This window comes from Methylobacterium crusticola (genome assembly GCF_003574465.1).
GTDB lineage: Bacteria > Pseudomonadota > Alphaproteobacteria > Rhizobiales > Beijerinckiaceae > Methylobacterium > Methylobacterium crusticola.
On the sequence record NZ_QOWC01000016.1, the window covers coordinates 54,954 to 69,410 of the forward strand.

The following is a 14,457-nucleotide window of genomic DNA, read 5'->3' on the forward strand; positions in this document are numbered from 1 at the left end:
CCTGGACGCGGCCCTGCGGGGGCGTCACGCCGCCGATGTGCGCGGCGTCACGCCGCCGCCGCGACTCCCTCGGCGTCGGCCCGGATGCGCTCCATCATGGCCCGGGCCCCGTTCGAGCGCTGCGCCGTCAGGTGCTCGGAGAGGCCGAGCCGCCGGAACAGCCCGAGGGCGTCCGCCCGGGCCGCGTCGGTGGCCGTGCGCCCGTCGAAGAACGCGATCAGGACCGCGACCACGCCCTTGGTGATGTGCGCGTCGCTGTCGCCCAGGAAGTGCAGGCGCGGCTCGGCGCCCGAGCGGTCGACATGGGTCTCGAGCCAGACCTGGCTGACGCAGCCGCGCACCCGGTTGGCCTCGTTGTGCGCCTCGTCGGGCAGGGGCGGCAGCTTGCGGCCGAGCTCCATCAGGTAGTGGTGACGGTCGTCCCACTCGTCGAGGAACTCGAAATTGGAGACGATCTCGTCGATGGGCGGCAGCATGGGGACCGGGCGTGGGAGACGGGGTTGCGAGCCCGGGATATAGGCGGAGGGGGGCGTTGCCGCCAGCGCGGCGGCGCGAACCCGGCGGCCCTGCGCGCATGCCCCTCAGGGCGTCGCGTCCGGGAGCGCCAGCTCCAGGGGCGCCTCGGGCGTGCCGTTGCCCGACACCGCGATCTCGGCCTGGGCCGCGTAGGCGGCGATCAGGCGGGGGCCGAGCTTCGGCACGCCCTCGGGATGGCCCTGGAGACCCCCCGAGACGATGCGCACCCGCACCGGCTCGCCCGGCGGCCCGGCCGGGACGGTGACGGCCGTCACGCAGGGGACGCCCTCGCCGGTGCCGTCGAGGCACTCGGCCACCACCTCGGCGAGGATCATCCCGAGGGCGTTGACGGTGCGGGGGTGGAGCCGCGCGGTGCGCTGCGCCGCGACCGTCACGGCGACGCGGCCGGGGCGGCGCAGCTGGCACAGGCCCTCGGCCAGGCGGGCGAGGTAGTCGGCAAGGTCGATGCTGGCGATCTGGGGCGCCTCGTGCAGGTGCTGCTGCACCAGGGCGATCGCCCGCACCCGCTGGCCCAGGGCGTCGAAGACCGGGCGGCAGGGCGGCGGCGCGGCGCGGCCGTAGAGCCCGATCAGGCTCACGGTGACCTGGAGGTTGTTGCGCACCCGGTGGTAGACTTCCGCCAGGAGCGCCTCCTTCTCGGCCAGCGCCTGGGCGGCGTGCTCCTCCGAGCCCTTGCGCGCCGTGATGTCGAAGCAGGACCCGGCGTAGCCCACGAACGCCCCCCCTTCCCGCAAGGGGTGGCCGTGGCCGTGGACCCAGCGGAAATCGCCGTCGTGGCGGCGCAGGCGGTACTCCACCGAGAAGGGATCGTGCCGGGCGAAGGCCGCCGTCATCGCGGCCTCGTGCCCGGGCCGGTCCTCGGGATGCAGGCCCTCCTTCCAGCCCTCGCCGAACTCGGCCGCCGCCTCGCGGCCCCGGAACGCCGTCCAGGCCGGGTTCACGTAGACGCAGCGCGCCTCGGGGTCGGTGCGCCAGATCATCAGCGACGCGCCGTCGGCGAAGCTGCGGAACGCCTCGCTCACGCCCCCGCCCGGGGGCCCGCCGTCAGGCGCTGGTGTGTCCGCGGCCATGCCTCTCGCCCATCGCTTCCAGCGTCGCCCAGAGGGCCGGTCAACGTGCCGGGGCCGCCGCCGTTCCGACGCGCGGCAGCGGGCTTCCGCACCGGCACGTCGCGCGTCCGCGCCCGGGGCCGTCCGCGCGCCGCCCCGCCGGGCCGCGGCGGCGGCTCAGCGCTGGTTGAGGGCGAACCGGCCCGGGCCCGCCGCCGCGATCATCAGGAGCGCGCCGATGATCGACAGGTTCTTGAGCGCCTGGATCTGGTTCGTGCGGGCGGCCTCGCCGGCCATGGTCCAGAAGTTGTGGAACACCACGATCGTGGCCGCGGTGAACAGCGCCAGCAGCACGGCGGCGGCGCGGGCGTAGAGGCCGAGGGCGATCAGCAGGCCGAGGCCCAGCTCCGCCGCGATGGTCGCGTAGGCGAGCACCTGCGGGTAGGGCAGCCCCTTGCCGGCGACGGCCGCCGCGACCCCGGCCGGGTTCATCAGCTTGCCGAAGCCGGACACGACGAACAGCACCACGACCAGGATGCGGGCGAGACTGAGGACGGCCTGGCTCATGGGGGTTCTCCGGATCGGCGGCGCCGCCCGGATAGGGGGCCGGCGCCGGCGCAGTCAAGCTCGCGGCGCGGCCGGGCGGCCAAGCGGCGGGCGTCACGGGGCGGAGGCCAGCATGGCCGCGAGGGCGGCCTCGTCCGGGAGGGCGTCGAACACGCCCGGCCGACGCACCACGCAGGCCCCGCAGGCGGCGGCGCGGCGCAGGCACTCGGGCAGCGGGCGCCCCTCGGCGAGACCGACCGCGAGCCCGGCCGTGAAGGCGTCGCCTGCCCCGAGCGTGTCGACCGGCACCACCGGGAAGGCGGGCTGGAGCAGGACCGGGCCGCCGCGGGCGCGGGCGAGCGCGCCGCTCGCGCCGAGCGTGACCACCACGAGGCGCGGCCCGCGCTCGAGGAGCGCCGCCGTCAGCGCGTCCCAGATCCCCTCCTCCGGGCTGCCGCCGGGCTCGGGGCCGGCGAGGCCGAGGGCGCTCCGGAAGGCGGCGGCCTCCACGGCGTTGACGACCAGGATCTCGGTGTCGGCCAGGAGCCCGGGATCCGGCATCCGGAACGGCGACGGGTTGAGCAGGGTCGCGACGCCGGCCGCGCGGGCGATCCGGAACGCCTCCGCCACGGGCGCGTCGCCGATCTCGAACTGCGCCAGCACGCAGGCGGACCGCGCGAGCGCCGCGGACGCCGCCCGCACCTCCCGCGCGCCGAGGCGGGCGTTGGCGCCCGAGAAGACCGCGAGGCAGTTCTCCCCGGCCGCGTCCGTGAAGCCGATGCCGGCGCCCGTCGCGCCCTCGAGGCGGCGCAGCATCGCCACCGGCAGGCCGGCCCGGCGCAGGGCCGGCTCCGCCAGGTTCCCGAAGGCGTCGTCCCCGATGGCGAAGAGACCGTCGACCGCGGCCCCGAGGCGGCGGGCGCCGACCGCGAGGTTGAGGCCCTTGCCCCCGGGCTCGATCAGGAAAGACTGTGCCTGCAAGGACTCGCCGGCTCGCGGCAGGCGCGCAACCGTGGCAGAACAGGCGGCCACGAAACTGCCGAGGACGAAGAGAGTCGGTTTGTCCACCATCGCGATGCCCCATGCAGATCCGAGTTTCCGTTCCGCGCCGGCTGACCCGTCGGCACGATCGCGGCGCCGGGCCGCGGACCGCGCGCCGCGCCGGCGCCAGGCCAGACCTCTCCCGCCCGCTCATGCGTGACAAGTCTCCCGCCGGCAGGTTTCCCGCGCCGGCCGCCGGCCGCGCGCCTCCCGCCCCGGCCGAGCGGCCCGTGCTCACGACCCTCGTGCGCCTGCGCCAGGACACCGCCAAGCCGATGTACCAGCAGCTCGAGGAGCAGCTGCGGGCCCTGATCGAGGACGGCACGCTGACCGCCGGCACGACGCTCCCGGCCGAGCGGCCCTTCGCGGAGGCGATGGGGATCAGCCGCACCACCGTGCAGCGCTGCTACGATGCCCTGCGCCGGCAGCGCTTCCTCAGCGCCCACGGCCGCCTCGGCTTCATCGTCGAGGCCGGCCGGACCCGCCTCAGCCCCGGCATGGACCGCCTGAAGGGGTTCACCGAGGAGATGCGCGAGATCGGCCGCGTGCCCTCCTCCGAGATCATCGAGCGGGTCGTGGTCTACGACCGCTCGATCGCCTCGATCTTCGGCCAGCCCTCGACGGCGCCCTTCCTCAAGCTCGTGCGCATCCGCCGCGGCGACGGCATCCCGCTCTCGCGCGAGGTGGCCTGGTACGACCTCGGCGTGGTGCCGGAGATGGCCGAGGCGGACCTGAGCGGCTCGGTCTACGCCTTCCTGGGGAGCCACGGGGCCGCCCTGGTGCGCTGCCGCCAGACCATCGAGGCGGCGACGCCCGACGCCGCCGAGTGCGCGGTGTTCGGGTTCACCGAGCCGCTGCCCTGCCTGCTGATCAAGCGCTGCTCCTACGCCCGGGACGACCGCATGGTCGAGTACGTCGAGGGGCTGTTCCGGGGCGACGCCTACGCCTACCGGCTCGACCTCAGGGCCTGAGCGGGGGCGGGCGCCGCATCGCCGTCGCTCGCCACCGGGAGCTGGAAGGCCGCCACCAGGGCCACGAGCTGGCTCTGCTGGCGGGTTCCGGTCTTGACGAAGATGCGCGCGACGTGAGTGCGCACGGTGGTGAGGCTGGTGCCGAGCGCCTCCGAGATCTCGACGAGGGACGCCCCCCGGGCGAGGGCGGCCCCGACCTGGGCCTCGGCGCGGGTCAGGCCGAACAGGGTCCTGAGCTGCGCCTCGGCCCGGGCGGGCGGGCGCAGCAGCCGCGCCACGATCATGGCCCGGCCGGGCCCGTCATCCTCGCTCAGGGGCACGACGCAGACCGAGACCCCCGGGTCCCCGGCGCCGCGCCCCGGCAGGTGCAGGAAGCCGCCCGCCGCGCCGCCGCGGTCGCAGGCCGCCTGGATCAGCGCCAGGAGCCGCCCCCGCCCCTCCGCGCTGCGCGCGCCGAGGGCGCCGAGGTCCGTCACCGTCCCGGGCGTCCGCCCGAGGATCTCGCCCGCCTCGCGGTTGGCGTGCAGGACGCGCCCCTGGCGGTCGGTCACGATGACCGCCAGCGCCAGGGCGTCGAGCGCCGCCGAGGCGGCAGGGTGCCACACGGTCACCGGGCGCACCCCGCGCCCGGGACGCAGGCCGGTCGCCCGGCCCTGTCCGTCATCGACCCTGAACGCATCGGTGCCTCCGGCCGGCGTCCCGTGCGGCAGCGAGGCCGAGGGCACAGCGGGAAGTCCATTAAAATGCCAAAACGCGGTTCGCGCAAGACTGGTTCGCGGGTCGACGAGGCGGCGCGAAGACATGACTCGATTTGACGGCACTTGACTCGGTCTGTCGTGGCTGATTCGCAGCAACCAATCGGTCGCCACGCCCGCGGGCCTCCGGGCGGGCCGGGCCGGGGCGACGCGCGCCCGGGGGCGGACCGGCGGGGGCGGGCGGCGATGCGCCGCTCAGGCCGGCAGCGTCATCTTGGCGAAGGTCCCGGCCTTCATGATGGCGGGCATGTGCCGGCCCTGGCCGGTGAGGAGCGCGAGGTCGCGCAGGGGATCCCCGTCGACGACGATCAGGTCGGCGTGGGCGCCCGGCGCCACGACGCCCACCTTGCCCTCCAGGCGCACCACCTTGGCGGCGTCGACCGTGGCCGCGCGGATCACCTCGATGGCCGGGAGGGCGCGGCCGCGCAGCACGAACTCCTCCGACTGGTGGCGGTGCATCTCGCCCAGGAGGTCGGAGCCGTAGGCCATCATCACGCCGGCCTCCCGCAGCGTCTCCAGGGCCGCGAGGCCGGCGCTGCGCACGTCCTCGATCTTGGCGACCGAGACCGGCGGCAGCCCGAGCCCCGCGCCCTCCCGGGCGAGCACGTCGAAGGTGACGTTCGTCGGCACCACGAAGGCGCCGGCCCGCGCGATCATCCGGGCGGTCTCCGCCGTGACGAGGTTGCCGTGCTCGACCGAGAGCACGCCGCCCTCGACCGCCCGCCGGATCGCCTCGTCGGTGTAGAGGTGGGCGGCCACGTAGGTCTGGGCGTTGCGGGCCTCCTCCACCGCCGCCGCGATCTCGTCGCGGGAGTAGCCGAGGGAGGCGATCGGGTCGGTGGGCGAGGAGACGCCGCCGTTCGCCATGATCTTGATGAAGGCGGCGCCGCCCTTGATCTCCTCCCGGGCGACCCGGCGCACGGCGTCGACGCCGTCGCAGACCCGGCCCAGGGCGCCGGCCTGGGTCGCGTAGTAGCCGACGTCGCGGGCGTGGAAGCGCCCGCGGTAATCGGTGTGGCCGCCGGTCTGCGACAGGGCCTTGCCGCAGATCACGAGCCGCGGCCCGGCGATCAGCCCCTCCTCCATGGCCATCACCAGCCCGTGGTCGGCGCCGCCGAGGTCGCGCACGGTGGTGAAGCCGCGCATCAGCATCCCGTGCATGATCCGGGCGGCCCGCAGGGCGACGAGCGTGCTCGGCAGCTCGGCATTGGCGCCGAGGTCCGCCACCGTGGCGATGACGTGGACGTGGCAGTCGATCAGCCCCGGCATCAGGGTGCGGCCCGCAAGGTCGACCACCCGGGCCGAGGCCGCCGCGAGGGGCGCGTCCGACACCTCCCGGATCGTGCCGCCCTCGACCAGGACGTCGTGGCCCTCCAGGGCTTCGTCCGCGCGGCCGTCGAGGATGCGGGCGTTGCGGAAGAGAACGAGGTCGGCTGTCATGGCGGTCTCCCTGCGGCCCAGGGTGTCCGGGGGCGTTCGATCGGATCGCGCCGGCGGCCCCGCGGCGGGGCCGGTCGCCCGCGGCGGGGCCGCCGGCGCGGCGTGCCGGCTCAGGCCGCGTTCTGCCGCTGCCAGGCCTCGATCTGGCCCAGCACCGTCGCGAGGTCCGAGACGTCGACGTAGCGCCGGCCGAGGTCGCGCAGGTTGTCGCGGTGCGGCCCCTCCTCGATGTCGCCGACGCAATCCTCCGGCACGATCGTGCGGTAGCGGTGGCTGAAGCTGTCGATCGCGGAGGCGCGGATGCAGCCGCTCGTGTTGCAGCCCGTGACGATCACGGTGTCGACCCGCTCCTTGGCGAAGTAGTCGCTGACCCCGGTGCCGAAGAAGATCGACGGGCCCTTCTTGCAGACCACGAGGTCGTAGGCCGGGTCGTGGATCCGCGGATCGAGGGCGACGCTCGGATGGCCGTGCAGGAAGGTCTCGCGCACCGCGGTGATCTTCCAGTACGGCATCTCCCGCTCGCTCATGTAGGCGGTGTTGCAGCTCGCGACCGGGATGCCGGCCCGGCGCGCGACCGCGAGCAGCCGCGCCGTGTTCTCGACCGCCCGCCGCACCAGCGGCGCGCCGCCGAGGGGGTATTGCGGGTCGGTGAAGCCGACCTGGAAATCCACCACCACGATCCCGGGCCGGGCCCCGAAGCCCACCGGGATCTCGCCGTAGCTGCGGTTCTGGTAATCGTCCATCGGGCTCCTCCCCGGCGCGATGCCGCGCGGCACCGGTCGAGACTGGACAGTGGGAAAAAAACAGGCAAGCTTGTTTTTTAAGCGGACCGCCCCGGGGGCGGCCGACGGAGGTCCCCCGCGTGTCGCGTCACGCACGCCAGCCCCAAATCCGCAGCATCGCCACCCGCGAGCGCCTGATCCGCGCGACGCTCGACGAGATGTTCGAGGTCGGCTACCACGCCGCCACGACGCACCAGATCGCCGAGCGCGCCAGGGTCTCGCGCGGGGCGCTGCTGCATCACTTCCCGACCCGGGCCGACATCATCCTGGCCGCGATGGAGACCCTGCTCGAGGAGGGCACGGCCGAGATCCGCGCGACGTCCGAGGCGGTGCGGGACGGACGCGTGCCGCTCCCGGGCTTCGTCGACTTCCTCTGGGGGCTGTTCTCGGGCCGGTTCTTCTACCTCTCCCTCGAGATGATCACGGAGGCCCGCAACGACCCGGACCTGCGCGACCGCATGATCCCGGTGGTCCGGCACTTCCACGAGGCCCTTGACGGGATCTGGGTCGCGTTCTGCGACGCCGAGACCCGCCCCGCGCGGGAGGCCCGCATCATCCTCAACCTCACCGTCTGCCTCATGCGCGGCATGGGGGTGCAGACGGTGCTGCGGACGGACCCCGACTATTTCGGCGACCTGCTCGAGGCCTGGAAGGCGCTGCTGCCGCAGATGGTCGGGGGGGCGACCGGGGACGCGATGTTCTCCGGCGCGCGCTTCCGGCCATGAACCCGGGCACCGCCCCGGGCGTCCCCGGCCCTGGCATCGCTCTTGCTCGGGCGGGCGCCGCCCCATGAGCGTCGCGTCCCTCCGCCCGGCCCCCGCGCCGGTCCTCTCCGCCCTCCTCGGGCGGCTCGCCTTCGGGCTCGCGGTCGCTTCCGCCTACGCGGTGGTCTTCGCCCCCATCGTGATGGTGGTGGCGATCTCGTTCTTCGACCAGGAGATCGTGACCTTCCCGCCCGACAGCCTGACGCTGCGCTGGTACGTCAACGCCTGGAGCCAGCGCGACTTCGCCCGCGGGTTCGTGACCTCGGTCCAGATCGCCCTCGCCGCGACCGTGATCGGCGTGCCGGTGGGCACCGCCGCCGCCCTGGCGCTGGTGCGGGGGCGCCTGCCCGGCAAGGGCGTCCTCAACACCCTGCTGCTCGCGCCCCTCGCCGTGCCGGCGATCGTGGCGGGCTCGGCGCTCTACATGTTCTACCTGCGGGCCGAGGACTGGCTCGACATGGACATCAAGGCGACCCTGGGCGGGCTCGTCGCCGCCAACGTGCTGATCACCATCCCGTGGACGGTGCGGCTCGTCTCGGCGAGCCTCGCGGGCCTCGACCCCGCCGCCGAGGAGGCCGCCGCCAACCTCGGCGCCCGCCCGCTCACGGTGTTCCGCCGCATCACCCTGCCGATGCTGCGCCCCGGCATCGTGGCGGCGGCCCTGTTCTCGTTCGTGGCGAGCTTCGAGAACCTCGAGCTCAACCTCCTCCTCGTCGGGCCGGGCCGCACCACGCTGCCGGTCGCGATGCTGAGCTACCTGGAATTCCGGATGGACCCGACCCTGGCCGCCGTGGCGACCGCGCAGATCGTCATGGTCTCGGCCCTGATGCTGGTGACCGACCGCTTCGTGAAGCTGTCCAGGGTGGTGTGATGGGCACGCTCGTCCTCGAGGGCCTGTCGAAGCGCTACGGCGCCGCCACGGCGGTCGACCGGGTCGACCTCGCCGTGGCGGAGGGCGAGCTCGTGGCGCTCCTCGGCCCCTCCGGCTGCGGCAAGACCACGACGCTGCGGGCGGTGGCGGGCTTCGTCGAGCCCTCCGCGGGCCGCGTGCTCATCGGCGGGCGCGACGTCACCCGGCTGCCGGCGCACGCCCGGGACACCGGCATGGTGTTCCAGTCCTACGCGCTGTTCCCGCACATGAGCGTCGCCGGCAACGTCGGCTTCGGCCTGGAGATGCGCCGGGTCGGGCGGGCGGAGCGCGACGCCCGCATCCGCGAGGCCCTGCGCCTCGTGCGCCTCGACCACCTCGCCGACCGGCTGCCGCGCCAGCTCTCGGGCGGGCAGCAGCAGCGCGTCGCACTCGCCCGCGCCCTCGTGGTCGGCCCGGCGGTGTTCCTCCTCGACGAGCCGCTCTCGAACCTCGACGCCAAGCTGCGCCAGGAGGTCGGCCTCGAGATCCGCGCGCTCCAGAAGCGCCTCGGCCTCACCACCCTGATGGTGACGCACGACCAGGACGAGGCCCTCGCCATGGCCGACCGGCTGGTGGTGATGGAGCACGGCCGGGTGCTCCAGGTCGGCAGCGCCGAGGACCTCTACGAGCGGCCCGCCAGCCCCTTCGTGGCGGGCTTCGTGGGGCGCTGCAACCTGCTCCCGGGCCGGGTCGAGGCGCCGGGCCTGTTCCGCACCGAGGGCGGCGGCGCCCTCCCGTGCGGGCCCGCGCCGGCGGGCCCCGGCATCCTGGCCCTGCGGCCCGAGCGCATCGCGCTCGCGGCCGGCCCGGACGGCCCCGGGGTGCCGGCGCGCCTCTCCGCCTTGACCTACCTCGGTGCCCTCACGGAGTATCACCTCGATCTCGGGACCGGGGCCCTCGTCGCCGTCGCGCCGACCCCGCCGCCGGAGGATCCGCGCCGGCGCCTGCGCCCCGGCGATCCCGTGCGGGCGGAGTGGACCCCGGCCTCCGCCCGCGTGCTGCCGCCCGAAGCCCCCACAGGAGAGAGCCGATGACCCTCAGCCGCCGCACCATCGTCGCCGGAGGGGCGGCGCTCGCCCTGTCCGGCCGCGGCCTCCCGGCCCGGGCCGAGGGCGCCTCGGTCGTCGTCGGCACCTGGGGCGGGGATTACGGCGCGCTCCTCCAGCAGAACATCGACCAGCCGCTGCTCAAGCCGCAGGGCATCGAGGTCTCGCAGGACGTGGCCAACAACGATCCCCGGCGCACGAAGCTCATCGCCGAGCGCGCCAGCCGCCGCGGCAGCATGGACGTCGCCTGCATCAACGACATCGACAGCTACATCCTGGGCCAGCTCGGCGTGCTCGAGCCCGTGCAGGAGAGCGCCGTGCCGCGCCTGTCGGAGGTGCTGCCGATCTTCCGCAAACCCGGCACCATCCCGCACATCTACTCGGCGATGGTGGTGCTCTACAATCCCGCCAAGGTCACGACGCCGCCGACCCGCTACGCCGACCTGTTCGACTCCAAGTACAAGGGCAGGGTCGGCTACTCGGACATCCTCTACAGCTACAACCTCGCCGGCGCCAACCTGGCGGCCGGCGGCCCGATGGGCGACTTCGCCAAGGGCAAGACAGCGCTCCTCGACCTGAAGCAGCGCGACGTCAAGGTCTATCCCTCGAACGAGGCGCTTGCCGCCGCGCTCAAGTCCGAGGAGGTCTGGCTCACCACGATGTGGCTCGCCCGCGGCTTCATGTGGAAGTCCGCCGGCATCCCGGTCGAGGCGGCGATCCCCGAGGAGGGCGCGATCCCGATCCTGTTCGAGGCCGGCATCCCGAAGAACTCGCGGGCGAAGGACGCCGCCTTCAAGTACCTGAGCGCGATGCTCGATCCGGCGGCCCAGGTCGCCTTCGCGGCCAAGATGGGCTACCTGCCGACCGTCCGCGACGCCAGGCTCCCGCCCGACCTCGCCCGGCAGATCAGCCTGACGGAGGCCCAGGCGGCCAGGCTCAACCCCCTCGACTACGCCTACATGCAGGCCCAGCAGGGCGCGAACCTCGACTTCTGGAACAAGGAGTTCAAGGCGTGACGCGGCGCCTCCCCGGCCGCGCCGGCTGAGCGCCGCGCGGCGCCGCGCGAGACCCGCCGGCGCCGAGGGCCCTTGAGGAAACGGAGTGTCTGGTGGCCGCCTTCGTGCTCCCGGCCGTGCTCGTGGTCGCGGCCCTGCTGGTCGGGCCGATGCTGCTGCTCGCCCGCATCTCGCTCAACCGCTACAGCGCGACCGACCTGATGGTCGAGGCGCTGAGCCCGCAGAACTACCTCGCGGCCGTCGCCGACCCCTACTACCGCGGGGTGATGGGGACGACGCTCGCGGTGGCGCTCCTGTGCACCGGGCTCACCCTGGCGCTCGGCTTCCCGGCCGCCTACCGGCTCGCCCGCATGGAGAGCCGCTGGAAGAGCCTCGTCACGGTCATGACCCTGATCCCGCTCCTCGTCGGCAACGTCGTGCGGGCGGCGGGCTGGATGGGCCTCATCGGCAACGACGGCCTGATCAACGCCGGCCTCCAGGCGACCGGGCTCGTCTCGGGGCCGGTCCGGCTCATCTACACCCCGGGTGCCGTCGTGGTCGGCACCATGGCGGTGGTGCTGCCCTACATGATCCTGACGCTCGCCTCGGTGATCGAGAGCATCCCGCGCAGCCTCGAGGAGGCGGCCGCCAACCTCGGCGCGCCGGCCCTCACGGTGTTCCGCCGCGTGGTCTGGCCGCTGGCCCTGCCCGGCACGGTCGCGGGCTGCGTCCTGGTGTTCATCCTGTGCATGAACACCTACGCCACCGCCGTGCTCCTCGGCGGCCCGCAATTCAAGATGATGGCGCCCGCCGTCTACGACCAGTTCTCGAAGGGCATGAACTGGCCGTTCGGCGCGGCGCTCGCCTTCATCCTGCTCGGCGCGACCCTGGCGCTGACGGTGCTCGGCACCGCGCTGCTCGGGCGCCGCTACGCCCGCTGACGACACGGAGGTTTCCCATGAGCGACGAGGCGAACGCCCCCCTCCCCGGCAACGAGCTCGCGGCGGAGCGGGCCGGGGCCGGCCAGCCCCCGGTGCGGGCCGCAACCTCCCGCGACCGCGGCGCCGGGCCGTTCCGGCGCCTCGTGCTGCGGGGCGCCACCGTGATCGACGGCACCGGGGCGCCGCCGATCGGCCCGACCGACATCGTGGTCGAGGACGGCCGCATCACCCAGATCAAGAAGGTCACCGGCGCCCTCGCCAAGGCGGGGAGCCGCCCGGCCGCCGGCGACCACGAGATCGACTGCCACGGCCGCTGGGTGACGCCGGGCTTCATCGACTGCCACGCGCACGCGGGCGTCGCCTACCACGCCGCCAACGGCTGGGTGCCGCCGGTCGACTACGTCTACAAGCTCTGGCTCGCCCACGGCGTCACCACGGTGCGGGAGATGGGCTCGTTCAACGGCCTCGACTGGATGCTCGACCAGAAGCGGCGCTCGGCCGAGAACGCCATCGTGGCGCCGCGGCTCCTCGCCTACTGCTACTTCCCGGCCGTGAACGACATGCTGAAGCTCGTCCATACGCCCGACGAGGGCCGGGCCTGGCTGCGCCAGATCAAGGCCCGGGGCGCCGACGGGGTGAAGTTCTTCGGGGCGCCCCCAGCCATCATGGAGGCCGCCCTCGACGAGTGCCGCGCGCTCGGCCTGCGCTCGGGCTGCCACCACGCCCAGATGGCGGTGACGCGCATGAACGCGCTCACCACCGCCGGCTGGGGCCTGACCAGCGCCGAGCACTATTACGGCCTGCCCGAGGCCCTGTTCGAGGACCGGGTGGTGCAGGACTTCCCCCTCGACTACGACTACAACGACGAGTACTTCCGCTTCTCGGTCTCCGGCCAGATGTTCTCGCAGGCCGCCGCGCCCGGCTCACCGAAGTGGAACGCGGTGCTCGAGCGCTTCCTCGCGCTCGGCTTCACCTTCGTGCCGACCTTCACGATCTACGACGCCAACCGCGACCTGATGCGGGCGCGCCAGGCGGACTGGCACAAGGACTACACCTGGAAGTCGATGTGGGACTACTTCAGCCCGCAGCGCGGCGGCCACGGCTCCTACTGGTACCGCTGGTCGACCACGAACGAGATCGAGTGGAAGGAGAACTACCGCCTCTGGATGGCGTTCATCAACGAGTACAAGAACCGCGGCGGCCGGGTCTGCACCGGCAGCGATTCCGGCTTCATCTACCAGATCTACGGCTTCGGCTACATCCGCGAGCTGGAGCTGTTGCAGGAGGCGGGCTTCCACCCGCTGGAGGTGATCCGCTCGGCGACCCAGCAGGGCGCGGCCCTGTGCGGCATCGAGGACGAGACCGGCACGGTCGAGGTCGGCAAGCGCGCCGACCTCCTGGTCCACGACCACAACCCCCTCACCGACTTCAAGCTGCTCTACGGCACCGGGGCGATGCGGCTCAACGAGGCCACGAACGCCGTCGAGTGGCACCGCGGCCTCGCGCTCACCATCAAGGACGGGGTGATCTACGACACCGCGGAGCTGCTCGCCGACGTGCGGGCGCTCGTCAGGGCGAGCTTCGCCGAGGACGTGCCGGCGGCCTACGACCGCCAGGCGGCGGCCCCGTGAGCGGGCCCGACTTCGTCGTCCTGACGGGCTTCCTCGGCTCGGGCAAGACGACGCTCCTGCGCGACGTGCTCGCCCGTCCGGAGGCGGCCGACACCGCCGTCATCGTCAACGAGGTCGGGGAGATCGGGCTCGACGCCGCGATCCTGCGCGAGGAGGGCGGCCCGGCCCGGATGGCGATGCTGGCGAACGGCTGCGTCTGCTGCCAGCTCGGCAGCGACCTCGCCGCCACGGTCGACGCGCTCCTCCACGCGGCCCGCCCCGGCGCCGCCGGCCCCCTCCGGCGGATCATCCTCGAGACGAGCGGCCTGTCGCGGCCGGGTCCGGTGCTGCGCCAGCTCGCGAGCCTGGCGGAGTACCGGATGCGCGTGTCGGTGGTCGCCACCTTCGACGCCCTGCGGGGCACCGCGACGGCCGACTTCGCCGAGGCCGCCGCCCAGTGGGCCGCCGCCCACCGCATCGTGCTGACGAAGGCCGACCTCGTCGCGGCGCCGCGCCTCGCCGCCGCCCGGGCCGAGGCCGCGGGCCTGAACCCCCTGGCCGAGATCGTGGCGACGGCCGACCGCGCCGCCGCCGTGGCGGGCGCCTTCGCGTCCCTCGCGCCCGCGCCGGGGCGGGCGCCGGCCCTCCCGGCCGCCGCGACGCCGCACCCGCGCATCGCCGTGCATCTCGCCCGCCCGGCGGGCCTGCCGGCCTACGACGACGTCGCGACCTGGCTCGACAACCTCGCGGGGGCGCTGGGGGAGCGCCTGCTGCGCCTCAAGGGGCTGGTGCGCGTCGCCGGGAGCGCGCACCCGCTCCTCGTCCAGAGCGTCGGCACGCTGTTCTCGCCGCCGCGCCCGTTCCGCGATCCCGGCTCGGCCGAGGCCGCCTTCCTGGTCGTGATCACCCGGGACGCGGGCCCCGAGGAGATCGCCGCGGTCGCGCCCGCCGGCCTGTTCGCGCTCGCCGGCCGCGGCGGGGCGGCGCTCGCGCCGCCGCGCGGCCCCCTCCTCGCCCGGGCCGAGGCGGTCGAGGGCCCGGGGCCCCGCTGATCCCGCCGGGCGTCCGGC

The 14,457-nt window shown here is 74.3% G+C and carries 15 protein-coding genes; 8 read left to right on the forward strand and 7 right to left on the reverse strand.

Translation table 11 applies throughout. From position 1 onward, the window contains the following. Window positions 1–47: 47 nt before the first annotated feature. The 4 genes from DT057_RS11645 to DT057_RS11660 all read right to left on the reverse strand — a co-directional run bounded on the left by DT057_RS11645 (window position 48) and on the right by DT057_RS11660 (window position 3,203). The gene (locus DT057_RS11645) at window positions 48–476 is read right to left on the reverse strand and encodes a SufE family protein (protein ID WP_128562268.1); all 429 of its coding nucleotides are present in this window, start codon (window positions 474–476) and stop codon (window positions 48–50) included. Between the two features lie 105 nt (window positions 477–581). Then, complete coding sequence (locus DT057_RS11650; protein ID WP_128562269.1) at window positions 582–1,607, reverse strand: sensor histidine kinase; 1,026 nt, start codon at window positions 1,605–1,607, stop codon at window positions 582–584. A 156-nt stretch (window positions 1,608–1,763) separates the two neighbouring features. Continuing rightward, window positions 1,764–2,153, reverse strand: coding sequence for a DoxX family protein (locus DT057_RS11655; protein ID WP_128562270.1), 390 nt, complete (start codon window positions 2,151–2,153; stop codon window positions 1,764–1,766). 93 nt (window positions 2,154–2,246) lie between these two features. Further along, window positions 2,247–3,203, reverse strand: a complete 957-nt coding sequence (locus DT057_RS11660) for a ribokinase (RefSeq protein ID WP_128562271.1) — start codon at window positions 3,201–3,203, stop codon at window positions 2,247–2,249. A gap of 245 nt (window positions 3,204–3,448) precedes the next feature. Here DT057_RS11660 and DT057_RS11665 point away from each other — a divergent pair, with 245 nt between their 5' ends. Beyond that, the gene (locus DT057_RS11665) at window positions 3,449–4,144 is read left to right on the forward strand and encodes a GntR family transcriptional regulator (protein ID WP_238313121.1); all 696 of its coding nucleotides are present in this window, start codon (window positions 3,449–3,451) and stop codon (window positions 4,142–4,144) included. Here the strand turns inward: DT057_RS11665 and DT057_RS11670 are convergent. From DT057_RS11670 to DT057_RS11680, 3 genes are all read right to left on the reverse strand, one after another. Further along, window positions 4,120–4,755: a helix-turn-helix transcriptional regulator gene (locus tag DT057_RS11670; RefSeq protein ID WP_128562273.1), complete on the reverse strand. Its 636-nt coding sequence runs from the start codon at window positions 4,753–4,755 to the stop codon at window positions 4,120–4,122. The two genes, DT057_RS11665 and DT057_RS11670, sit on opposite strands and share 25 nt — an antisense overlap. 339 nt (window positions 4,756–5,094) lie before the next feature. After that, on the reverse strand, window positions 5,095–6,339 hold the full coding sequence (locus DT057_RS11675; protein WP_128562274.1) for a metal-dependent hydrolase family protein: 1,245 nt from the start codon (window positions 6,337–6,339) through the stop codon (window positions 5,095–5,097). A 110-nt stretch (window positions 6,340–6,449) separates the two neighbouring features. Continuing rightward, window positions 6,450–7,082, reverse strand: coding sequence for an isochorismatase family protein (locus DT057_RS11680; RefSeq protein ID WP_128562275.1), 633 nt, complete (start codon window positions 7,080–7,082; stop codon window positions 6,450–6,452). Window positions 7,083–7,201: 119 nt separating this feature from the next. On the opposite strand from DT057_RS11680, the gene DT057_RS11685 reads away from it, so the two are divergent. The 7 genes from DT057_RS11685 to DT057_RS11715 all read left to right on the forward strand — a co-directional run bounded on the left by DT057_RS11685 (window position 7,202) and on the right by DT057_RS11715 (window position 14,439). Next, a complete protein-coding gene (locus DT057_RS11685; RefSeq protein ID WP_128562276.1) occupies window positions 7,202–7,846 on the forward strand; it encodes a TetR/AcrR family transcriptional regulator in 645 nt (214 codons plus the stop codon). A 64-nt stretch (window positions 7,847–7,910) separates the two neighbouring features. Further along, the gene (locus DT057_RS11690) at window positions 7,911–8,756 is read left to right on the forward strand and encodes an ABC transporter permease (RefSeq protein WP_128562277.1); all 846 of its coding nucleotides are present in this window, start codon (window positions 7,911–7,913) and stop codon (window positions 8,754–8,756) included. Continuing rightward, window positions 8,756–9,829, forward strand: coding sequence for an ABC transporter ATP-binding protein (locus DT057_RS11695; RefSeq protein WP_128562278.1), 1,074 nt, complete (start codon window positions 8,756–8,758; stop codon window positions 9,827–9,829). Before DT057_RS11690 ends, DT057_RS11695 begins: the two co-directional genes overlap by 1 nt. Continuing rightward, a complete protein-coding gene (locus tag DT057_RS11700) occupies window positions 9,826–10,857 on the forward strand; it encodes an extracellular solute-binding protein (RefSeq protein WP_128562279.1) in 1,032 nt (343 codons plus the stop codon). The genes DT057_RS11695 and DT057_RS11700 overlap by 4 nt, the downstream gene beginning before the upstream one ends. A gap of 92 nt (window positions 10,858–10,949) precedes the next feature. Then, on the forward strand, window positions 10,950–11,777 hold the full coding sequence (locus tag DT057_RS11705; protein WP_128562280.1) for an ABC transporter permease: 828 nt from the start codon (window positions 10,950–10,952) through the stop codon (window positions 11,775–11,777). Window positions 11,778–11,794: 17 nt separating this feature from the next. Then, complete coding sequence (locus tag DT057_RS11710; protein ID WP_128562281.1) at window positions 11,795–13,408, forward strand: amidohydrolase family protein; 1,614 nt, start codon at window positions 11,795–11,797, stop codon at window positions 13,406–13,408. Beyond that, a complete protein-coding gene (locus tag DT057_RS11715) occupies window positions 13,405–14,439 on the forward strand; it encodes a CobW family GTP-binding protein (RefSeq protein ID WP_128562282.1) in 1,035 nt (344 codons plus the stop codon). The genes DT057_RS11710 and DT057_RS11715 overlap by 4 nt, the downstream gene beginning before the upstream one ends. The last annotated feature ends 18 nt before the right edge of the window (window positions 14,440–14,457 follow it).